At 39.0% G+C, this 21,994-nt stretch carries 17 protein-coding genes and 1 pseudogene; 3 read left to right on the forward strand and 15 right to left on the reverse strand.

Annotation, left to right across the window (positions count from 1 at the left end):
- Positions 1 to 6 precede the first annotated feature (6 nt).
- The 7 genes from V6260_RS02245 to V6260_RS02275 form a co-directional block, all read right to left on the reverse strand.
- The gene (locus V6260_RS02245) at positions 7 to 774 is read right to left on the reverse strand and encodes a hypothetical protein (protein ID WP_341592474.1); all 768 of its coding nucleotides are present in this window, start codon (positions 772 to 774) and stop codon (positions 7 to 9) included.
- Between the two features lie 69 nt (positions 775 to 843).
- Complete coding sequence (locus V6260_RS02250; RefSeq protein ID WP_341592475.1) at positions 844 to 1,233, reverse strand: hypothetical protein; 390 nt, start codon at positions 1,231 to 1,233, stop codon at positions 844 to 846.
- 362 nt (positions 1,234 to 1,595) lie between these two features.
- The gene (locus V6260_RS02255) at positions 1,596 to 2,273 is read right to left on the reverse strand and encodes a hypothetical protein (RefSeq protein ID WP_341592476.1); all 678 of its coding nucleotides are present in this window, start codon (positions 2,271 to 2,273) and stop codon (positions 1,596 to 1,598) included.
- A complete protein-coding gene (locus tag V6260_RS02260; RefSeq protein ID WP_341592477.1) occupies positions 2,270 to 4,189 on the reverse strand; it encodes a pilus assembly protein N-terminal domain-containing protein in 1,920 nt (639 codons plus the stop codon). The genes V6260_RS02255 and V6260_RS02260 overlap by 4 nt, the downstream gene beginning before the upstream one ends.
- Positions 4,190 to 4,402: 213 nt before the next feature.
- A complete protein-coding gene (locus V6260_RS02265) occupies positions 4,403 to 4,975 on the reverse strand; it encodes a tRNA-(ms[2]io[6]A)-hydroxylase (protein ID WP_341592478.1) in 573 nt (190 codons plus the stop codon).
- A gap of 75 nt (positions 4,976 to 5,050) precedes the next feature.
- A complete protein-coding gene (locus V6260_RS02270) occupies positions 5,051 to 5,680 on the reverse strand; it encodes a sulfotransferase (RefSeq protein ID WP_341592479.1) in 630 nt (209 codons plus the stop codon).
- A 14-nt stretch (positions 5,681 to 5,694) separates the two neighbouring features.
- Positions 5,695 to 6,066, reverse strand: a complete 372-nt coding sequence (locus tag V6260_RS02275) for an MAPEG family protein (RefSeq protein WP_341592480.1) — start codon at positions 6,064 to 6,066, stop codon at positions 5,695 to 5,697.
- A gap of 152 nt (positions 6,067 to 6,218) precedes the next feature.
- On the opposite strand from V6260_RS02275, the gene V6260_RS02280 reads away from it, so the two are divergent.
- Positions 6,219 to 7,571 (forward strand): DUF2254 domain-containing protein, encoded by a 1,353-nt coding sequence (locus V6260_RS02280; RefSeq protein WP_341592481.1) that lies wholly within the window; start codon positions 6,219 to 6,221, stop codon positions 7,569 to 7,571.
- A 27-nt stretch (positions 7,572 to 7,598) separates the two neighbouring features.
- Here the strand turns inward: V6260_RS02280 and V6260_RS02285 are convergent, their stop codons facing one another.
- The 3 genes from V6260_RS02285 to ggt form a co-directional block, all read right to left on the reverse strand.
- The gene (locus tag V6260_RS02285; protein ID WP_341592482.1) at positions 7,599 to 8,327 is read right to left on the reverse strand and encodes an SIMPL domain-containing protein; all 729 of its coding nucleotides are present in this window, start codon (positions 8,325 to 8,327) and stop codon (positions 7,599 to 7,601) included.
- A 110-nt stretch (positions 8,328 to 8,437) separates the two neighbouring features.
- Positions 8,438 to 10,132, reverse strand: a complete 1,695-nt coding sequence (locus tag V6260_RS02290) for an NAD-dependent malic enzyme (protein ID WP_341592483.1) — start codon at positions 10,130 to 10,132, stop codon at positions 8,438 to 8,440.
- Positions 10,133 to 10,273: 141 nt separating this feature from the next.
- Positions 10,274 to 12,052, reverse strand: coding sequence for a gamma-glutamyltransferase (ggt, locus tag V6260_RS02295; protein WP_341592484.1), 1,779 nt, complete (start codon positions 12,050 to 12,052; stop codon positions 10,274 to 10,276).
- A 64-nt stretch (positions 12,053 to 12,116) separates the two neighbouring features.
- Between ggt and rrtA the strand changes: the two genes are divergently transcribed.
- On the forward strand, positions 12,117 to 12,746 hold the full coding sequence (gene rrtA / locus V6260_RS02300) for a rhombosortase (protein ID WP_341592485.1): 630 nt from the start codon (positions 12,117 to 12,119) through the stop codon (positions 12,744 to 12,746).
- Between the two features lie 89 nt (positions 12,747 to 12,835).
- Here the strand turns inward: rrtA and V6260_RS02305 are convergent, their stop codons facing one another.
- The 5 genes from V6260_RS02305 to V6260_RS02325 all read right to left on the reverse strand — a co-directional run bounded on the left by V6260_RS02305 (position 12,836) and on the right by V6260_RS02325 (position 20,125).
- Complete coding sequence (locus tag V6260_RS02305; protein WP_341592486.1) at positions 12,836 to 15,340, reverse strand: S9 family peptidase; 2,505 nt, start codon at positions 15,338 to 15,340, stop codon at positions 12,836 to 12,838.
- 132 nt (positions 15,341 to 15,472) lie between these two features.
- Complete coding sequence (locus V6260_RS02310; RefSeq protein ID WP_341592487.1) at positions 15,473 to 16,636, reverse strand: endonuclease/exonuclease/phosphatase family protein; 1,164 nt, start codon at positions 16,634 to 16,636, stop codon at positions 15,473 to 15,475.
- A 111-nt stretch (positions 16,637 to 16,747) separates the two neighbouring features.
- The gene (locus V6260_RS02315) at positions 16,748 to 17,899 is read right to left on the reverse strand and encodes a 5-(carboxyamino)imidazole ribonucleotide synthase (RefSeq protein ID WP_341592488.1); all 1,152 of its coding nucleotides are present in this window, start codon (positions 17,897 to 17,899) and stop codon (positions 16,748 to 16,750) included.
- 2 nt (positions 17,900 to 17,901) lie between these two features.
- Positions 17,902 to 18,384, reverse strand: a complete 483-nt coding sequence (gene purE / locus V6260_RS02320) for a 5-(carboxyamino)imidazole ribonucleotide mutase (RefSeq protein ID WP_002962540.1) — start codon at positions 18,382 to 18,384, stop codon at positions 17,902 to 17,904.
- Positions 18,385 to 18,535: 151 nt separating this feature from the next.
- Positions 18,536 to 20,125: an ABC-F family ATPase gene (locus V6260_RS02325; protein WP_341592579.1), complete on the reverse strand. Its 1,590-nt coding sequence runs from the start codon at positions 20,123 to 20,125 to the stop codon at positions 18,536 to 18,538.
- A gap of 594 nt (positions 20,126 to 20,719) precedes the next feature.
- Here V6260_RS02325 and V6260_RS02330 point away from each other — a divergent pair.
- Positions 20,720 to 21,930, forward strand: a pseudogene (locus V6260_RS02330) (porin).
- Positions 21,931 to 21,994 lie beyond the last annotated feature (64 nt).

Raw genomic sequence — 21,994 nt, forward strand, 5'->3', positions numbered from 1 at the left:
AAAAACTCACTTAGCTACATATACAGCTTCATTTTTAACGCCTTTAACCACTTCGATTGTGCGACTGGTTTGTAAGCGTGAAAAGTTTTGCAAACGACCTTGTTCAATGTCATAAGCGCTATGCACAATAATTGAAACTTTGTCGGCATTATCTATACCAGCCAACGAATAAACATCTTTTGGAAGTACTGCAAGGACTAATGAAACACCGCCTGCAGCAGAATTAGACTCTTTGGCTAAATTATCCATTACGCCAGCTTTAGCGGCTTGCGATTTAGGACCTTTTGAAACACCAATAAGTTGTACATCACGAGCAACTGTTCTTACTAATCGATTAGTTTTAGCGACTATGTCAAGTCGGTCACCTTTGTGTATACGCGAAAGCGGAATATCTAAGGTGTTTAGTTTTAAAGTATATAAAACACGCCCTGCCGGTATGGCTTCTGACAAATTTTGGCTTTTCGCTCTAATAAAATCAGTGTCGAACAAAGGTTGTTCAACCATTTTATTAGTTGCTAATTTTTGACCAATTAATGCACGCGGGTTTTGAACGCTTAGTGCAATATTTGAATAGTTACTTGGATCTATACTCTTTTGCTCTACATCGTTAACGGTTACTGTTTGACCGGCCGACATATTTTTGTTTACTACCCAAGCTGTTACGCTATTTTCATCGTTCACCTGTCTAATACCCAAAGCCGAAGCTAACATGCCAGAGGTGATGAGTAATGTGAGAGCCGCTGTGGTTGCGCCTTTGTTACTTTTACTTTTCATAATATTCCTCCAGAGTAACTTTCACTGCCACACTTTTGTGGCAGTGAGCCTTAAGCTTGGTATTCAAACCTAGTTACCTTGCGAACCGCCTGCTGCTGTACGCGTTGCAGCATCACCACTTGGTGTTGTACTAATAAGTGCCGCATTTTCACTAAAGTCTGATGCAACAAAAGTGAATGAACTACCATCGCCTGCGTACACATCAACTGAGTCTACAAATCCTGAACCAGACACTTCAGCTGTGCCTTCGGCGTTAATCATTCCGTCAAATACATAGCTTTGGTCAAGTGAGCCAATTGCTTCTGCCACATCTTCAAGTTCGCTGGTTACCGAGTCTCGTAATGTAGATAAACCAATTACAAGTGCCGCCACCATTGAAGTAGAAAGAATGATTAGCTCTGACGTTAGTACAAAACCTTTTTGCTTTTTGCTATTTAAGTTATGTTTAATAGTTTTCATAATCGTAGCCTTTAAATTAGAAGAGCTTATGCTCACTTTATATATTGCGAGGACCATGCCAAATAATAAAATACTTTTAATACAGTCGGTTACTGTATTTTCATGGTGTACTCTTGAGCTGTTTTTACTTTTGATTTGCAAAATGCAAATCAATATTAAAAATTAATTTTTGGATAAGATACTCTGTTAAATTATTACAACTGATAGGTGCTCATAAAGGGTAAATATTTAAAGCGGTCTTGTGAGGTTACGTATAAAACGTAGGGTGAGCGTAAGCTTTACTTCTATTTTTGATAAATAATAAGGTAGTTTTGGCTCCTTAATAATGCCAAAATTTAGGTATAAAAAAAGGCCCGAAGGCCTTAAGAATAGCAATTACCTAAAACAGAGAGTTTACCGCGCCTAGCAAGTGCTTTTTGATGTGTGGGCTCTGCACGTAAAACTTGCTCATAGTAGCCACAGGCTAACAAGTTATTGGTATTAGCTTCTTCAATTAGCCCTTTATGGTAAAAATAAGCTGTGCTATTTAAACCAAACTTAACTGAAAGCTCTAAGTAGTTTGAAGCTATAACGTAACTGCCCTGAGCATAATGTATAGAGGCCATTTGCAGGTATGGTGAAGCATGTGTACCAAAAATATCAACGCCGTATTGGGCAATGCTTTTTGCTTTAGCTAAATTACCTTGCTCTATTGCTAACGTAACCCCTAAAGTAATTGCATTTAGCGGCGGATTAGCTTTATTCAGTAATGTGTTTATAACTTGCTGAGATTGATTAGCACGGCCACTTTTATAAAGTACGTAAGCCGATATCGACAGGATTGCCGTGTTATCGGGGTGTTCAAGCATTAACTGATTCACCTCATGCACTAGGTTCAAACAATTACTTGCATTAACACCTTCGCACTTTAATGGTTGGGCGTTTAATTGGTACTTTTTAACTATGTCAGTCAACGCGCTGTATGGATTTACTGTTGGTTTGTAATCAATATGAGCACAACCCGATAAAGTAAGCAGTAAAATTATATAAAGTATTTTCATAGTCCTTGCTCCTGTATATAGCTAAGTATCTGGGTGTCTATATTTGCCTGTTCCCACGAACGTAAGGTATTAATTGGCTCACGCACCAAGTTTGGCGTTACAACAATTATAAGCTCGCGGTTGTTTTCACTTTTACTGGTTGTTTCGCTTAATTTTCCTAGCATGCTATTGCCGCTGCCATCAGGTACAAAGTCGTGGCTTGCGTTGTTATCGGTGCTAATTAAGCCACCAATAATAAGAGGTTGTCCGTCTTTTAAACGTGTTGATGTTTGCATACTGCGTGTATTAAATGCACTACTGTTTAAACTGCTGCCTGTGCTTTGTGCAATTTCGGCGGTTAACGTTGTATCGGGTAGCGAAATTACCGGGTTTAAATCAAGCGTTATTCTGTCTTTGTCGTCAACCATGGCGCGTACATTTAATTCAACTCCAAATGATTTAAATTCTGTACCGCTAAACACCGAACCACTACTACCTTGCTGCCCGCTTGTAATTCCTGAAGGGCTATAACTTGTAGGTACGGGTACTTCTCCACCGACCTTAAATACGGCACTTTCTCCGGCTAAAACTGTTATTGTTGGGCGAGACAGCGTTCGAGATATACCTTCTTGCTCAAGTAACGAAAACAACATATCAATGGCAAACTGTGAGGTGGAAAGCTGTAAGTTATTAGTTAATTGCCCGCCAATTAATTGCAGCGCGTTTTCTATTGTTGCAGAGCCTGATTCGCGTTCAGTCATACCGTCACGGCCAAACAAGCCCGCTTCTTTTTCATAACCATTAGAAAGCACACTAATATCTGGGCGCCATTGCTTTAATCTACGTTGATTTACTTCGTATAGTTGCACCGACACACGTACTTGCGGTAAATCCTCAACTTCAATGCTCGATAATACCTTACCGCCAGCCACCGAAAGTAATGTAGCTCTTGCAATATTAGAACTCACATTACTTAAGTTTAATCCTGAGGTAGCGTCGTTTATTAAACCGCCAGACTCGTTGGCAAGCACTTCAATACCAGCGCTTTTATCCTGCGTTGCGCCACCCATTAAGTTATTAGGATCTAGGGGCGATCCTGGTGTTTGCATTGCCTGATCAGGTTCGAATAATTTATTAATAGTGTTTAATAAGCGCACTAGCTCTATTTGATTTTTTACAGTACCTGACAATAAAAATACGTCGCTATCGTCATTTGATAGCTCATCAACCGAGATGCGTTTAATAGTTACTTTATCTGCACCCATTGATTTAATTACTTCGCTAATACGTTCTTCTTTAGGCTTGGGTGCTTGAGTTACTTTTATTAAATTAATAATAGCGACTTTACTCGAGTTTTGAGAGCTGCCGCCGTTTACATTGCCTAAGCCTTGCAAGCGTTGAGCAAGTGAATTAAACATACCTTGGTTAGGATTTGAGGTAATAACAGGTTGTGATGCTTGTGAGCTACTGGCGTAAAGGTAATTTTTTGCAGCTTCATAAGCGGCATGTCGGTAATTTATAGTAGGTACTTCACCGCGTAGTACTACAGCATGACGATCAGGAGCAATTGTTAGCTGCACGTCAGGATGAATATCGTTTAAGGCATTTTCTAGTACGCTGTAGTCTTCGGTTACGCCAAGTAAAAATGTTTCTGAGCTTTTATCGTCGTACCACACCATCATAGATGTACGGCCTAACTTTTTAGCTAAAATTAGTAGTTCACGGCCATTTACCACGTTCACATCAAGTGTTGTTTCGTGGCCAAGTGCAATACGAGAAATATCACGGTTAAACACAAAGCGAGTATGTGTCCATTTAACCAAGTGCGATACTTTTTGTACCCGCTCACCATTTGCATTTTCTATATAATCTAAATGACTTTCACTGCCCATGGCGGTAAAAGATATTAGCAATAGTATAAAAATAAATTTTAACATAAGCTTTCCCTCAATTTGCTTACTGTATAGGTAGCAAGTATGAGACCAAGGGCTTATACTTTTAAAATCAATAACTTGATATTCATAGATGTGTTTTTTTATTATTTTGATTCGCAAATTGCAAATCAACAATTCATGAAGGGTTTAACTAAGAAATAAGAGTGGAGGTGTGTGGCGCAAAGCGAGTGAAAATACGCTTTACGCTAGTTTTAATTAATGCAAAGCGGCTGTAAACGGAATGCTTTCACAGATTTTAGCTTCAGCTATAAGTAGCTCTTCTAGACGAACATCAACTTCTTCTTTTTCAAAGTATTCGTAAGCAAGTTCTACAAATAGGTTTTTATGTTTTTCTTCTGACTTGGCAATCGCAACATAAAAGTCTTTTTCTTTACCCTCAGGAAGCGCTTGTGCAACTAGTGAAAAGCGCTCGTGGCCACGTGCTTCAATTACACCGCCAACCAGTAATCGATCCATTAAAAAACCATCACGACCATGTCTAAACAGTGCACGTATTTGTTTTATGTACGGATCTTTTTTATCGTCACCTAGGTTTACATCGCGCTCTAAAAGTAATTTAAGTACTTGTTTAAAGTGTATTAATTCTTCTAGCGCTAAGTCGGTCATAGCTTTTACTAATTTACGTTTGTCTGGATAATGCGAAAGCATAGACATAGCCATACCGGATGCTTTTTTTTCTGCAGCGGCGTGATCTTGTAAAAAAGTATTAAAGTCGGCTAAAACAACTTCGGTCCATTCAAATGGGGTTTGGTATTTTAATTCAAACATTTTCTATACTACTTAAAAAATAATGCGGTGATTTTAGCGTATTTTGTATTAAAAATCTTGATACAGTTGGCAAAATTAAATCTGATATGGCAAATGTTTATCAATGCGGCCTTTAGCCGTCGACTCTACTTTTAAGGTGTGCTTTATATCATTCCAAGCTGTTACTTTTCCGCCCATATTCATTTTTTCAAAATCTGTCTTATCACTTGTTATACCTAAAAAATCACACAACAGTTTGTAACTTGCAGGTTTGGCTATATCAATGGATAAAAAATCTTGCGGGCGGTTTTCAAAGTAGCGCTTGGCTGATTCAAAATGGCTGTTATAACAATTTTCTAAATAATCATCATCGTTAATATTTTCAAGCGAAAACTCACTAAAGGTATTTAAATAACAGCGCTTAATATGAATGTTAAAACCACCATCGCCGCGCGTTAAATTAGTATGCATACGCATTAAAAGCTGTTTAATAGAAGGCAACCAAGCACTTAGTTCGCGCTCTAGGTAAATAAATTTAGAACCCGGATAATGTTTATCGAGCGCTTGGTAGTCGTTGAAAATAGGCGTATCGGCAATTGCTATAGCATTTTTAAAACAAGCCTGCGTGTAAGCAGTATGCGCTGTTGTAATGCCAAGTTCTAAAAATGCATGGCACACACTGGTTGTGCCGGTACGCGGTAAACCTATTATAAATATTTTGCTCATTAACTTTTCTTTAATTAGCCACGTGTTACTAGCAATACAAAGGCGCTAATAATCATAACTAAAAATGTAGTAATAGTACCAATTTGGCGATATTTCAGGCTTTTTTCTACTATGCCTAAGTTTTGAAACACACGCCCTACTAATAACGCACCACCTAGTATATGACAGTAATGGCTAGCAAGCCCTTGGTACTCTGCTAAAAAAAGCAAAATTAAAGCAAATGGCACGTATTCAATAAAATTTGCGTGGGCACGCACAGCTCGTTGCAGCGTTGCATTACCGTTATCACCAAGTGATATTTGCTCCGCGCGGCGAACTTTTATTACGTTAAAGCTCAAATAAATGTAAAAGAATGCGAGTAATGCAGCATAAGTTGAAATGATCACGGTGTTTTCCTGTTATTTTTATCGCATAAATATGCGCTCTATTATTGTGGGCGTGATAATAACACATAAATTTGAGCTGCATTATCAGAAGTTTAATAAATGCCTATGCTAAGCTAGGGTTATTAAGTTAGTAGAAAATACATAAGGATTATATGTTTGTGCCACGCAAAGTAGCTGACCGTTATCGTGAAATGATAAACAGTATTGGCTTTTACCCTTCGTTTTTATCTGTTGGCTTTTTATTGTTTGCAGTTATAACTATGTCTCTTGAGTACGTAGCACCTATTGAGCAATTAAAGTCATTTATATCGGTGGTATTAGTTGATAGCGCTGAAAACGCACGTACTATTTTAAGTACTCTTGCGGGCAGTATTATATCGCTTACCGTATTTAGTTTTTCTATGGTTATGGTGGTTTTAAACTCCGCTAGTGCGAGCTTATCACCACGTGTTGTACCTGGGCTTATTACCCGTAAGTCTCACCAAATGGTGCTTGGTTTTTATTTAGGTAGCATAATTTACTCAATTATTATGCTTATCAATATTAATAAACTCGAAGGTGGCGATACAGCCATACCCTCTTTAGGGGTTTTATTTGCGCTGGTTTTTGGTTTAATATCGCTGGGGTTGTTTGTATTTTTTATTCACTCAATTTCTAAAGCGATACAGGTTGATAACGTATTAAATGGCTTGTTTAGACAAACTAAAACAGAGATAAAAAGCATACAAGCTAGGCAAGCAGAGTGTCCTTTTAATGACTTCCCAGATTTTACGCAGTGGCATTCAATTAAAAGTACAACAGAGGGTTATTACAAGGGCGTTCACACCGACAAACTTTGTGCGCTTTTAGAGCAAGAAAACATCCGTATTTATATCTCTGTAAATCAAGGCTACTTTACAGTTAAAGGGTATCCGTTTTTAAAATGCGAGAAAGACATCTCAGCAGATGAGGAGTTAATTGCTAAAATTTTAGACTGCTTTATTTTTTATATAGAAGAGTATATTAGCGATCATTATCGCTATGGCTTAACACAAATTTCTGAAATAGCGGTGAAAGCAATGAGCCCAGGGATAAACGATCCGGGTACTGCGGTTAAATCTATTGATATGCTGAGTATTTTGCTTATTAAGCGCTTAGAGCTTAGTGACACAAATTACTCGTTTAAGCACACCGATAACGATCCGCTGTTATTTATACATGAAACAAGTTTTGATGAGCTATTACACGATAATTTTACGCCACTGCGTAATTACGCTAAAAGCGATGCCTATGTAATGACTAACGTGCTTGAAGCATTTAAAAACATTTTGTTTGTGGCTCATAACGATGAAGATGCGCGTAATAGTTTGTTTAACTATTTAAACGCCATAGTAGATGACATTAATGAGCAAGTGACGAATGAGTACGACAGGCAAGAAATTAAAAATATGCTTAATTCAATAGCCAGAATAAGTGAGCAACAAGGCAAGGAGTTAGTGGCGCGTTTTGAGCGCCACCAAAATTAATTAGAGTTCAGATGACAGTGCGTATAGTTATTCTATAAAGTATACTGCATAGCTTGAAGCCGTCACTTTTATTTCTCCGGCATGGTAGGCATCGGGTACAAAGTTATCTGGTGTGCTATCTGCTTTCATCATTGTTTGCTCGACGCGCATATAAGGCTGAGATGGAACATTCATTGGGCTAAGCGAAGCTGTATAAAGCCCTTTAAGCTGCACGCCGTAGTCTTCACTAAATTCTTTTGCCGCATCGCGGGCATCTTTAATAGCAAGCTTTTGCGCTTTTTGATGAAGCTCATTGTAATTACTGGCTAAAAATTGTGTTTGATTAATTTGGTTTATCCCGTTGTTTACTAAGCTTTGTAATAACTCTGGGTATTTATTTATATCGGTTAGTTTTAAAGTGAGTGTGCGCGACACTCTAAAGCCTTTAAAATCTTGTGACCCCGATGTGCGGTTATATTGGCTTTCACGATTTATTGAAATATGGCCTGCATTAATATCCCCTTCTTTTACCCCTACCTGTTTAACTAATTTAATTGCTTTAGCCATAGCGGTATCTGTTTTGTTTTTAGCTGCAATGAGGTCTTTATCAATTTCAGTAATGCCAACACTTAGCTGAACATAATCAGGCATTGTAGTTAAGGTTGCTTCACCTTTAACATAAATATGAGGAGCATCTGGTGTTGAGGCCGCAAGCGTATTAAAGCTAAACGCTGTTAGTGCTAATGCGCTGCCTAAAAAGAGTGTGAGTGTTTTCATAGCGTTATCCATTGTATTTTATTAACTCTATTAAAGAGCCTACGTGGTTAACAATAAATGAACAAGCACAAAAAAACAGGCAATAGCCTGTTTTTTGTTATCAGCTGTAATTAAACACTACAGCGTTTGTAGTTACGGTATTTAGGTAACCAGTAATTTCTATCAATAGCAGCCCATAGCGCATCATCAGATAACTCAAGTGCTACGCCCTCTTCTATCGCTTTTTTAGCAACAGCAAAAGCAATACGTTTGCTTAGCGTTTCAATTTCTGTAAGTGCGGGTAATAAACTACCTTTACCTGTATTTGCACGAGGTGATGACTCGGCTAGCATTTCACTAGACACACTTAGCATTGCATCTGTAATACGTGTCGCTTTTACCGCTATTACACCTAAACCAATGCCAGGGAAAATATAGCTGTTGTTACACTGTGGAATTGGGAATTTTTCGCCGTTGTATTCAACAGGATCAAACGGACTACCTGTTGCGACAAGTGCTTTACCGTCTGTCCACTCAATCACATCAGCTGGGTGCGCTTCTACCTGCTTAGATGGATTACTTAATGGGAAAATAATCGGCTGTTCGCAATTTGCGTGCATTGCACGAATAACTTGCTCAGTAAATAAACCAGGTTGGCCAGATACACCAATTAAAATATCAGGTGCTGCACAGTGCATAACATCTAATAGTGATGCGTATTCACCGCTGTAAGTCCATTCGCTCAAGCTTGCAGTAGGCTGAGCTAGAGCTTGTTGAAAATCACGTAAACCTTCCATACCTTCAGATACAAGACCAAATCGGTCAACCATAAATACTTGGCTACGTGCTTGTGCTTCGCTAATGCCTTCAAATACCATTTGGCTAATAATTTGCTCAGCAATACCACAACCTGCAGAACCTGCGCCAACAAAAACAACTTTTTGCTGGCTAAGCGTAGACCCTTTAACACGACATGCAGCAAGCAAAGAACCTACTGTTACAGCCGCAGTACCTTGAATGTCATCGTTAAAGCTACATATTTCATTGCGGTAGCGCTTAAGTAACGGCATTGCATTTGGTTGTGCAAAATCTTCAAATTGAAGTAATACACTTGGCCAACGACGTTTAACTGCTTTAATGAACAAATCTAAAAACTCATCGTATTCGTCTTGAGCAATACGCTTATGGCGTGCACCCATGTACATAGGATCGTTTAAAAGCTTTTCGTTATTGGTACCTACATCTAGCATTACAGGTAACGTGTAAGCTGGGCTAATACCGCCACATGCTGTGTAAAGCGATAGTTTACCAATAGGAATACCCATGCCACCAATACCCTGATCGCCTAAGCCTAAAATACGCTCACCATCAGTTACCACTATTACTTTTACTTTACCTTTCGTCGCATTACGTAATATGTCGTCAATTTGAAAGCGGTCTTCATACGAAATAAACAAGCCACGCGCACTACGATAAATATCTGAGAATTTTTCACATGCATCGCCAACGGTTGGCGTGTAAATAATAGGCATCATTTCTTCAAGATGATCGCGTACTAATCGGTAGTACAGTGTTTCGTTGTTATCTTGAATGGCACGTAAATAAATATGCTTATTTAAGTTTTCGGTAAAGCTAGAATACTGCTGATAACAACGCTCCACTTGCTCTTCAATAGTTTCAAAGCGTGGAGGAAGTAAACCAGCTAGATTGAAATTTTCGCGTTCTTTTTTACTAAAGGCACTGCCTTTGTTTAATAGTGGCGTTTCAATTAGGCCAGGGCCAGAGTGATGAATATATAAGTAATTAGGATCAGTATTAGTTTTCATATTTCCAGGCTTTAACGGAGTCTTAAGTTATGATCTGTCATTATCATTGTTAAAGGTTTAATTGCAATGACAATTAAGCTTGTCAGACCATTGAGAGAAACACATGCAGGCCTCACTGCCTGCATGTGCATTATACATAAATTAAAATTTGATAGTGGCGTTTTTGTCTGTTAAATCAGATAACGCAACACCTTCACGGCGTGGGTCGGCACCGCCAAATAACGTATTATTTTTAACTTCAACCGCATGCAAACCAGAATTTAAATCAATTACACGTACATTATGACCGCGTTTTTTAAGCGCAGGTGCAATAGCTTCAAGGGCTGTGCCTTTTTCAAGACTGGTATAATCGTTACGATTAGTCGTGCGCGGCAAGTTTATAGCCTCTTGCGCGGTTAAATCCCAATCAATAACGCCTACTACCACTTGGGCAACGTAATCAATAATACGGCTACCACCAGGTGAGCCTACTACCAAACGTAAGCTACCGTCTTTATTAAATACCATTACCGGCGACATAGAACTACGCGGGCGTTTACCTGCTTCTACACGGTTTGCTACTAACTTGCCATTTTTACGTGGAGAAAGTGAAAAGTCGGTAAGTTGGTTATTTAATATAAAACCATTGACCATAACGGTAGAGCCAAATGCCATTTCAATAGAACTGGTCATTGAAACAGCGTTACCTTTTGCGTCAACGATAGATACATGCGAAGTAGACGGCAGCTCATACGAATCATCCATTGCGTAACTTAAATAACTAACCGGATTACCTGCTACTGCTTTAGTATCTTTTTCGGTTATTAGTTTTGCACGAGATGCGATGTAATCTTTGTTTAAAAGCTCTTGTGTAGGCACTTGAGTAAAATCGGGGTCGCCCATGTACATATCACGATCGGCAAAAGCAATACGTGATGCTTGGCTAAAGTAATGAATCGCTTTTTCGCCGTTAGGTTTAAGCGCGCTCATATCTTTATGTTCAAGCAACCCAAGCATTTGTAGCACTGCTACACCGCCACTACTTGGTGGTGCCATTGAGCATACGTTATATGCGCGGTATTCAATACACACGGCATCGCGTTCTTTACTTTTATACTCAGCTAGGTCTTGTACGCTAAGCTTACCTGGTGCAATTTTAGAGTGCTGAACAGCATTTACCATTTGCTTGGCGTTGTCACCTTTATAAAATGCGTCAATGCCTTGTTTAGCAATGTCTTTGTATAAATCAGCAAGTGGCTGATTTTTTTTAATCGTACCTGCTTCAATCAATTTACCATTTGGATAAAAGTATTCGTTGATAACCGGCATGCTAAGTACACCCGGGTTTAACTGACGTGCTAATAAGCCATGTAAACGCGGTGAAACTACAAAGCCTTGCTCTGCAAGCTCTATAGCTGGTTTAAAAAGCTCTTGCCAAGGTAATGTACCATATTGTTTATGTGCGCTTGCAAATGCATGTAAAATACCAGGTACACCAACAGAGCGACCACCAACAACGGCTTCAATCCATTTTACGGCTTTACCGTGCTTATCTAAAAACAGTGTTTCATCTGCATTTGCAGGTGCGCTTTCGCGGCCATCAAAACTAGTCAGCTTATTGTTTGCTTTGTTGTAGTACATCATAAATGTACCACCACCAATACCAGAGGATTGCGGCTCAACTAAAGTAAGCACTAGTTGCGTTGCAATTGCAGCATCTACTGCACTGCCGCCTTGGGCTAAAATTTGTTGACCGGCTCTTGAGGCATACGGATTTGCCGCAGCAACCATATATTTATCACCTTGCACCACTTTTTTATGGATCAATCCGGTAGCTGCTTCAGGTTCGCGAGTTTCGATTTGAGTTGTTTGCTGTGCAAATGAAGGCAGTGTTACTGCGCACAGCCCAATGGCAAATAATGAGTTAAGTTTAAAATGCATAAAAATACTAAAAACACTTAATTACGATACGGTAATTGGCATCTTAAAGTTAAACGGGCACAATATGCAAAAGTTTATACTAAAAATATATAATAAAATGCTTAATTTACCTATTCAGCCTCGGTATATATTACCACCAATTACTCTGCTGCTTTTTAGTACCATTTTTGCTGCATTTGATTTAAATAATTTACTAGAATTTAACCGAAGCTTAATTGATGACGGTGAGCTGTGGCGAGTTTTTACCAGCCAATTTGTTCATGCTAATTGGGCTCATTTGGGCTTAAATGCCAGTGGTGTTTTACTTATTTGGTTACTACATGGGGAATACACATCCCCTACTCGCTATGCATTTAATGTATGTACGTTGGCGCTTTGGTGTGGTTTAGGTGTGTATTGGTTTTGCCCAAGCATACATATTTACACTGGGTTAAGTGCTCTACTGCATGGCGTTATTATTTGGGGAGCTGTTAAAGATATAACTTTAGGACTTAAGTCGGGCTATTTATTATTTTTAGGCGTATGGATTAAAATAACGTTTGAGCAATTTAGCGGCCCAAATGCCGATATAGGAAAACTTATTAACTCCACTGTGGCCATTGATGCACATTTAATTGGTGTAATTGGCGGGACTCTGCTTGCCATACCACTAGTTATAGAGCTCTTTAAAAAGAACTTTTTAAAGAAAAAATAAAGTTAGATTTTGTTCAACCCAATAAAAACGCCGCATTAGTCAATTAAACTAATGCGGCGTTTTTGTTTTTATACTTTAAGAGTTAAAGGTTAAAGAGTTTCTTTAAATAACTTATGAATACGGCGGTATTCGTCTAACCAGCTTGAAGGCTGTACAAAGCCATGTGGTTCTACAGGAAATATAGCTGTTTCAAAGTTTTGTTTTTCAAGCTCGATTAAACGCTGTACTAAACGTACAGAATCCTGAAAAAACACGTTATCATCAACCATTGGTGAGTTAATTAATAAACGTTTGTTTAAACCCTCAGCGTAATAAATTGGCGAGCTGCGCTCGTACGCAATCGGGTCAACATCAGGATGGTTTAATATATTAGCCGTGTAACCTGTGTTGTAATGTGCCCAATCAGTAACAGGTCGTAGTGCCGCACCTGATTGAAATAACTCTGGCGCAGTAAACAATGCCATAAAGGTCATAAAGCCGCCGTAAGAGCCACCATAAGTACCAACGGCTTTGGTATCAACGTTGGCATTTTGCGCCATCCATTTAACGCCATCGGCTAAGTCTTGTGTTTCAGGTGTGCCCATTTGACGATAAATCGCGGTACGCCAATCACGGCCGTAACCTTTAGATGCGCGGTAATCCATATCCATTACTATGTAACCTTCATCAGCGAGCAATGAATGAAACATAAATTCACGAAAATAAACCGAAAATCCCATATGTGAGTTTTGTAAGTAACCTGCGCCGTGGTTAAAAATAACTGCTTTGCGATTTTTACCGACTTCACCCTCTAAGTAATCAGCTGGGTAGTACACTTTTGCGTATATTGGTTGATCTGTATGGCTCGATGGCACAGCAACAATTTTAGGTGCAGTTAGCTTTTTAGCTAAAAACTCATCCGACACAGTATGTGTTAAGCGCGTTGCTTTTGTATTGGCTTTAGCATCTGCTACATAAAGCTCATTAGGCATGGTAATTGTAGAGTGCTTAAGGAGTAACTTGGTTTCATCAGGGCTTAACGTGTAATCGGTCATGCCGTTTAAGTCAGTAATTTGCTCACTCTTACCTGTTTGCGGGTTAACACGATAAATTTCGTACAGGCCTGGATGCTCCACATTCGCTTTATAATAAATTGCGCTGTTGTCGCTGGTAAGCGTTAAGTTAGAAACCTCAAATTGGCCCTGTGTAAGCGCAGTTGCACTACCATTTAAAGGTTTTTTGTAAAGCTGGCTGTAACCCGACTCTTCCGATAGGTAATAAAGCGTGTTTGAGTTATGTAACCACCCAAAGTCGTTAAACGCATAAGCAATCCATGCATCGTCATGTAGGCGATGTTGCGACACAAGTTTGTTGTTTTTAAAATCAACGGTAGCGATCCAGCGGTCTTTGTTGTCCCACGCTTCAAGCATGATAGCGACTTGCGATCCGTCGTCGTTCCATACTATTGGGCTTTGCTCAAAACCCCAGTCCATAATAAGGTTAATACCACGAGGCGCCTTTTTAGACTTATATGTTTTACCATCACGTGAATAATTTTCTTTTTTAACTGCGGCTAAAACATCTTCATCAAAGCCTGGTAAGGTATTAAAGCTAAGTGGTGTTTGCTCTTTGTTAGTTAAATTGATGTAGACAAGCTGTGATGTTTGTTCTTTAGCGTCAGCTACACGGCGGCGTGCTTTTTTAGGCTCTATTGTCGCGTCATTGGTAATGTAGTTAGGCATAATATCCCCATCACCACGCCAGTCAGTTTGCTTTTGTACTACGACTAATAACGCATCACCATTTGGTGAAAGCTGTGCTTCAGATACTTTATTACCGTCACCTAAGTAGTAAGCCGTGTTAGCAATTGAATCATTTTGTTCATTAATTTGCTCACTACGTGCTTGCTTATCTTTTTTATTTTTTTGTTGAAGCGCCACAAATTTAATCAGTTTATGCTGCTCTTTAGCAATGTAGGTGCTTGGCTCTTCAATGCCTTTAGGCTCATCAGCAAGTTTTAAGTTAGCAAGCTCAGTAGTTAAACCTGTTTTTAAATCAACTTTAAAAAACACATTGCCTTGACGATAAACCAAATCGCCATTATTTAAAAATTGTGGTTTAGATTCGCTTGCTGATGTAGCTGTAATTTGTTTAAGTTCACCCGTTTTAAGGTTTTTAACAAACACATTGCCTTTAAACGTGTAGGCAGCCATTGTTTTATTTTTTGAATAAACGGCTTTATTTGAACCCACAGTATGAAGTTTATTAAGTGCTACCTGCTCTGCTGTTTGGCTAGTAACAGATTGGCTAAATAAATTGCGTAGTGTATTACCTTGCTCTTTTTGAGCATATATAATAGTTGCCGAATCGCCAGCCCAGTAAGCGTTCTCTGGTTGATTGCCCATCCAATCAGGATCAGCCATTGCTTGTTCTAGCGTTATTTTTTGTGAACCGATATCTGCTGGCGTGTTTACAACCGCAGCAACCTTGGTTGCTGGTAAAGCATTTGGCTGTGTTGGAGAGGTATTAGCGGTAGTGCTACAACCTGCAAGCATAACACTTGAGGCAACAGCTAAGGCCACTAATGTTTTGGATGAAGAAAGATTAAAAATCATAGTGCTTCTATACGGTTATTATAATTAAGCCATATTTAAGCAGAAGCACTTAAGTTATTGCAATTTTTTAAGATAAATAGCCATTAAACAGGGTAAAGCTCAGTTTACTAGCGCTTACCTTATTAGTAGGCGTTATTCAATTACCAAATCAAGCCAAACCATGCGGTGATCGCTCGATGCATTTCTATCTTTAATTAAACGATATTCACTACTCGTTTTAGTAGGCCAAAACACACCACCGTCCTTAATTTTTAAACCATAGTTTGACGGTAGTACGTAATCAACACGGGCTTGCCAATTAGCACTGTAGTTTTGTGCATAAGGCACATCATACTGCTGTTTAGCACCTTCGCTTTTTGGAACAAAGCTTGCGTTGATAAGTGGGTTTTTAAGTAACTGGTCGGTCGTATTTGTACGGGCTTTATCCCCCTCAGGGGCTGCATTTAAATCGCCTAAAATAACAAAACGAGAGTGAGCTTTTAAACCGCCCTTTTCGCCTTTATCGTCGTAAATATACTTAGCATTTGAAATGTAATCAGCAATTAATCTTACTTCATCGTGGTTACGCTTGCCGTTTCTATCCTCTTCACCGTCGAATACTGGCGGTGTTGGATGAGATGCAATAACATGAATGGTTTTATCATTTACGTTAATAGGTAAATCCCAAAATGATTTAGAGCTAAGTCTAAGTGCTTGCCATTCTTGTGCGTTATACCAGTTTTCGCCTGTTTTAGGCATCACTGGCATTTTTGCATTTGGCATGTCTTTATATTTAAAGGTTTGAAGGGTTCTTACCTTGTCAAAATCGATTGGGTATTTTGATAAAATAGCCATACCGTAATGCCCTTCAAAAAAGCCAAAGCCTTGTGCATCGCCCATCACGCCATTTTTTTTACCATCGTTATCTAAATCAAACTCGGTGGCTAGTCCTGTATTTACCGGGGCTATATAAGAGTAAGGGTAATTAATAGCCGCTTGTTTTTGCTGACCTACATTTAAATAATGTTGATTAAAGTATTCAATACCCTGCTCTTTTGGGATGTAATCAAATTCGTTAAGTAAAATAATATCAGGGCGAACACGTTGAATAATTTCCGCTATGTTTTTAATTTGCTGGTGGTTTGCTTTAAGTGCGTTTACTAAAGCATCACTTTTAACTTGTTCACCTTTAGGCGTGTGATTAGTTGCATCCATACTTACATTAAAAGTAGCAACACGAAGAGAGTCTGATGCAAATGCATTTAAGCTAAATAATGCTGTAATGGCTAGCACGCCTGATATTGTTTTTAGTTTCATTGTTTTACTTCACAAATTTAAAATTAGACTTTAACAGTATTATATATTCAAAGCCCATTTTTATGGCAAAAAATACCGGCTTAAGCCGGTATTTATATAAAGTAATAATAACTATTCACTGAGTACTAAATTGGCAGCTGCTTTTAAAATACCGGGATAATCTTGCTCTGGTAGATACTCTGTCAGTTCGCCAAGTTTGTCTGCAAGCTCACTCATATTAACCGCCGATACATTAATATGACCCATTTTGCGACCCGGTTTTGCTGTTTTACCATACCAGTGGCTCGTTACATCAACCGTTTTAAGTACATCACTTGGAATACTTGGTTGGCCTAACACATTGATCATCGCGGTAATGTGTTTAAGCTCAGTATTACCAAGCGGCAGGCCTGCAACAGCACGCATATGGTTTTCAAACTGCGAACAGTGACAGCCTTGTTGCGTCCAATGCCCTGAGTTATGTACACGCGGCGCAATTTCATTAACTAATAACGTGCCTTGTACATCAAAAAACTCAATGGCCAACACGCCTACATAATTTAGCTCATTCGCTATTTTAGTAAACGCGTCTACGGCTTGTTGCTCAACCTGATGATTATTTTTACCCGCAATAGAAAGCGTTAACACACCATTCGTGTGCTCGTTTTCTGTTAGCGGATAAATAGCAACATTACCGTGTTTGTCGCGCACACCAATAATAGATACTTCACGATCAAACGGGATCATTTTTTCAGCAATAATCGTATGTGGCGCAAGCTCGGTACCCGATGCAATAAAATCAGCCATTTGTGACCAAATTTCGTCTATTTGATCATCCGATTTTAAACGCCATTGGCCTTTTCCATCGTAACCCGCTTGGCATGTCTTAATTACAAGTGGTTTACCTAGAGTTTTAACGGCAAGTTCTAAATGCGCCTTTTCAGTAATTAATTGGTACGGCGCACAAGCTACGTTTGTTTTATCAAGCAATGCCTTTTCAAGCGAGCGATCGCCACCGGTTTTAATAGCGGCTTTTCCTGGGTAAAACTTATTACTGCTGCAGCAAAGGGTTAATACATCATCAGGAATGTGCTCAAACTCGGCAGTAATGGCATCAGCGTTTGATATTGCTTGCTCAAGCGATGTGCTATAAGTGTCACCAGTTAGCGGGTGCATAATTTGTTTACTGCCTACATCGTACGCAACAACGTTTAAATTAAGCGGCGCGCCTGCAAGGCTCATCATACGTGCAAGTTGCCCTGCACCTAATATTAAAATATTCATTATTACTCTGCAGGGTTTGGATTAGCTAATATAGTGTCGGTTTGAGCTTTACGAAACGCTTCAATTTTTGCAAAAATTTCTGGGTTTTGACATCCTAAAATTTGTGCAGCTAATAAACCCGCGTTTGCTGCGCCCGGCTCACCAATGGCAAGCGTACCTACCGCAACACCTTTAGGCATTTGGCAAATAGATAAAAGTGAATCAACACCATTTAATGCTTTTGATTTTACAGGTACGCCAAGTACAGGAAGCGACGTAAAAGCAGCTGCCATACCTGGTAAATGCGCAGCGCCGCCAGCGCCAGCAATAATAACTTTAATACCACGTTCTGCGGCTGAACTTGCGTAATCAGCAAGTAATTGAGGAGTGCGGTGTGCAGACACGACTTTGGTTTCGTACTTAATACCAAAATGCTCTAGCATAAGTGCTGCATGTTCCATGGTTGGCCAATCTGATTTAGAACCCATAATAATGCCAACAGTCATAAATACTCCTCAGTAATATATTTTAAAAATAGCGGACTTATGTCCGGTTTTAGGCGGGTATTATACCCAAACCAAGTTTAATTGCGACTCACAAAAACAAAAAAAGCCATGTTTAAACATGGCTTTTTAGAGTTAACGGGTAAATAGCTAATTAAGCTTCTTTACTCGCTAAGTATTCTGCGTAGTTGCCTCTAAAGTCGATAACTTTACCGTCTTTAATTTCCCAAATACGGGTTGCAACTGATGATACAAACTGACGGTCGTGGGATACAAACATCAATGTACCTTCGTAAGCTTCAAGGGCTAAATTAAGCGCTTCAATCGATTCCATATCCATGTGGTTAGTTGGCTCATCCATTAACAATATGTTTGGTTTATGCATCATAATTTTACCAAACAGCATGCGGCCTTGCTCACCACCTGAAATCACTTTAACTGATTTTTTAATATCATTTTGAGAAAATAGCATACGGCCTAAGAAGCTGCGAACAACTTGCTCGTCGTCACCTTCTTGTTGCCATTGTTCCATCCACTCAAACAAATTCATGTCGGTTGCAAACTCATCAGCGTGATCTTGCGCGTAGTAACCAATATTCGCATTTTCAGACCACTTATACTCACCATGTTTGGGTGCTAAACGCCCTGCTAATGTATTAAGTAATGTTGTTTTACCAACACCATTTTCACCAATAATAGCAATGCGCTCGCCCACTTCAACTAAACCTTCGAGATCTGAAAATAACGTATTGTCGTCGAACCCTTGTGTTAAGTTGCTCATTTCAAGCGCATTACGGAATAACGGTTTTTCTTGATCGAAACGAATAAACGGTGTTTGACGTGAAGACGCTTTAACTTCGTCTAATTGGATTTTGTCGATACGTTTAGCACGCGATGTTGCTTGTTTAGCTTTAGATGCGTTAGCAGAGAAACGTGATACAAACTGTTGAAGCTCGGCAATTTGAGTTTTCTTTTTCGCATTTTCACTAAGTAGACGTTCACGTGCTTGTGTTGCTGCAAACATGTATTCGTCATAATTACCAGGGTAAATACGAAGCTCGCCGTAGTCAATATCGGCCATGTGTGTACACACAGAGTTTAAAAAGTGACGGTCATGCGAGATAATAATCATGGTACAGTCGCGCTGATTTAACACGTCTTCTAACCACTTGATGGTGTAAATGTCCAAGTTATTAGTAGGCTCATCAAGTAGCATAATGTCTGGGTCAGAAAACAACACCTGTGCAAGAAGTACTCGAAGTTTAAAACCAGGTGCTATCTCTGACATAGGCCCATAGTGCTGGTCAGTGCCAATACCTACACCTAATAAAAGCTCACCAGCTTTAGATTCCGCAGAGTAACCATCCATTTCAGCAAATTCAGTTTCAAGATCGGCTACTTTCATACCGTCCTCTTCACTCATTTCTGGTAAAGAGTAAATACGGTCGCGTTCTTGTTTAATTTCCCACAACTCTTTATGGCCCATAATCACGGTATCGATTACAGAGTATTCTTCATAGGCAAATTGGTCTTGGTTTAGTTTAGCAACGCGTTCATTAGGATCAGTACTTACATTACCTGAAGACGCTTCAAGCTCACCACTTAGGATTTTCATAAATGTTGATTTACCACAACCATTTGCACCGATTAAACCATAACGGTTACCCTCGCCAAATTTTGCTGAGATATTTTCAAATAATGGTTTAGCACCAAATTGCATGGTGACATTAGCTGTACTAATAATAGCGCTACCCTCCAAAGGAGTAATGATGTATTTAAATTGCGCGCAGTTTAAACCAAAATGGCCTGTTTTTCTATGAAAGTTTAAAGGCTATGTCACTCGCAAAGCTACGTAGTTTAGGCCTTATTTTCTACTAATTTTTATTCAATTTTTTTAAATTTAAATTCAACTTTAAGTAGTCGTGAATTTAATACCAAAATTTATAATAATTAGAGTAATTGCACTTTTAACGTGTTTACGCATTTGTTTAACTCATTTGTGTGTAAACCATTTAGCTGAAAAGCTATGTTAATGAAAATAAAGCAGTTTAGAGCTTTTATACTAACCATTATTTTTTAAACAACATGAAAATAATTTAAATAAATATTTTTTAACACGTGAATTTTCCAACCCTTTTTCCCTATTGATCAGCTTCAAAAACAAACCTCATCAACACATAAAAAACAACGTTAACGTTACGTGAACATCTTGTGTATTTATAACTTAAATTTATTGAGTATTTTTCACTTTAGAGCCGTTTGCCGCTTTGCTAGTCTTCAAAATTGAATTTTTACCTACGTAAAAACACTGTTCAATTTACACAAGGCACGCACAAAAATGATCAAAAAATTAGCGACACTGTTCAGCGCAAGTATTGTATTAGCACCAGCAGTTTCAGCTGGTTGAATTATACAAAAATGATAAAAACACCGTCAAAAGTAGGCGGATATCTTGATGTGCGTGTAATTAATACACAAAACGAAACCGAAGTTGTTAACGGTACCTCACGCATTAACTTTGGATTTACCCGAAAGCTTAAGAAAAACTGGACTGCACTCGCACTAGTAGAATGGGGTGTAAACCCTGTTGGTAGCAGCGATATTATTTATAACAATCGTTTTGAGTCAATTCAGGACGAGTTTTTGTATAACCGTTTAGGTTATGCAGGGCTTTCACATAAAAAATATGGCCAACTTACTATTGGTAAGCAATGGGGTGCATGGTACGACGTAGTTTATGGCACAAATAACAGTTTTGTATGGGATGGTAATGCAGCTGGTGTTTACACCTATAACAAAGACGATGGCGCTGTGAATGGTACTGGCCGTGGTGATAAATTAGTGCAGTACCGCAATAGCCATAACGATTTTAGTTTTGCAGTACAAGCGCAGCTTAAAAACAGCGAGTTTTATACCTGTGACGTAACCGATATTTCAGAAGAACAATGCGAAACGCTTTGGAACTCTGGCGATAGTGCAGCCCAAGAAGTTGAATTTAACTACACATTTGGTGCGTCTGTAACTTATACTCCAACTGACATGCTAACACTTACAGCAGGTGTTAACCGTGGTGAGTTTGATTTAACGTTTGGCGATGGCTCTACCCGAAACGTTGAAGATTTAATTTATGGTGCAGGCATTATGTGGGGCAGCATTGAAAAGCGCGGCCTTTACGTTGCTGCTAATGTAAATAAAAACAAAAACCACGACACAGATAACATTGGTCGCTTAATTAAAGACGCTATAGGTATAGAAACATTTGCATCTTACAGTTTTGATAACGACTTTCGCCCTTTTATTGCCTACAACGTGTTTGATGCAGGTGATGACTACGTAATTCAGCCAAACTTTAACGCCGATCCAGACGATGTATTTAAGCGTCAGTTTGCTGTTATTGGCCTTCACTACTTAATTGACGAAGACACTATTGCCTACGTAGAAGCGCGTAAAGACTTTAGCGACTTTGAAAGTGATAACGACGATCAACAAGCACAAATGGAACAGTCGGAAGACGACGGTATAGCATTTGGTTTTAGATATAAATTTTAAATACCAGCTTACCTAAAACGACTACAACTTTCCCTAAGCACAACCCTTTTAGCCCGTTTAACTT

This window comes from Pseudoalteromonas aliena, assembly GCF_038155085.1.
GTDB lineage: Bacteria > Pseudomonadota > Gammaproteobacteria > Enterobacterales > Alteromonadaceae > Pseudoalteromonas > Pseudoalteromonas aliena_A.

Excerpts from the sequence above, each read along its gene's own strand:
- V6260_RS02245 (WP_341592474.1), bottom strand. The coding sequence starts at position 774 with ATGAAAAGTAAAAGTAACAAAGGCGCAACCACAGCGGCTCTCACATTA.
- V6260_RS02250 (WP_341592475.1), bottom strand. The coding sequence starts at position 1,233 with ATGAAAACTATTAAACATAACTTAAATAGCAAAAAGCAAAAAGGTTTT.
- V6260_RS02255 (WP_341592476.1), bottom strand. The coding sequence starts at position 2,273 with ATGAAAATACTTTATATAATTTTACTGCTTACTTTATCGGGTTGTGCT.
- V6260_RS02260 (WP_341592477.1), bottom strand. The coding sequence starts at position 4,189 with ATGTTAAAATTTATTTTTATACTATTGCTAATATCTTTTACCGCCATG.
- V6260_RS02265 (WP_341592478.1), bottom strand. The coding sequence starts at position 4,975 with ATGTTTGAATTAAAATACCAAACCCCATTTGAATGGACCGAAGTTGTT.
- V6260_RS02270 (WP_341592479.1), bottom strand. The coding sequence starts at position 5,680 with ATGAGCAAAATATTTATAATAGGTTTACCGCGTACCGGCACAACCAGT.
- V6260_RS02280 (WP_341592481.1), top strand. The coding sequence starts at position 6,219 with ATGTTTGTGCCACGCAAAGTAGCTGACCGTTATCGTGAAATGATAAAC.
- V6260_RS02285 (WP_341592482.1), bottom strand. The coding sequence starts at position 8,327 with ATGAAAACACTCACACTCTTTTTAGGCAGCGCATTAGCACTAACAGCG.
- V6260_RS02290 (WP_341592483.1), bottom strand. The coding sequence starts at position 10,132 with ATGAAAACTAATACTGATCCTAATTACTTATATATTCATCACTCTGGC.
- ggt (WP_341592484.1), bottom strand. The coding sequence starts at position 12,052 with ATGCATTTTAAACTTAACTCATTATTTGCCATTGGGCTGTGCGCAGTA.
- rrtA (WP_341592485.1), top strand. The coding sequence starts at position 12,117 with ATGCAAAAGTTTATACTAAAAATATATAATAAAATGCTTAATTTACCT.
- V6260_RS02305 (WP_341592486.1), bottom strand. The coding sequence starts at position 15,340 with ATGATTTTTAATCTTTCTTCATCCAAAACATTAGTGGCCTTAGCTGTT.
- V6260_RS02310 (WP_341592487.1), bottom strand. The coding sequence starts at position 16,636 with ATGAAACTAAAAACAATATCAGGCGTGCTAGCCATTACAGCATTATTT.
- V6260_RS02315 (WP_341592488.1), bottom strand. The coding sequence starts at position 17,899 with ATGAATATTTTAATATTAGGTGCAGGGCAACTTGCACGTATGATGAGC.
- purE (WP_002962540.1), bottom strand. The coding sequence starts at position 18,384 with ATGACTGTTGGCATTATTATGGGTTCTAAATCAGATTGGCCAACCATG.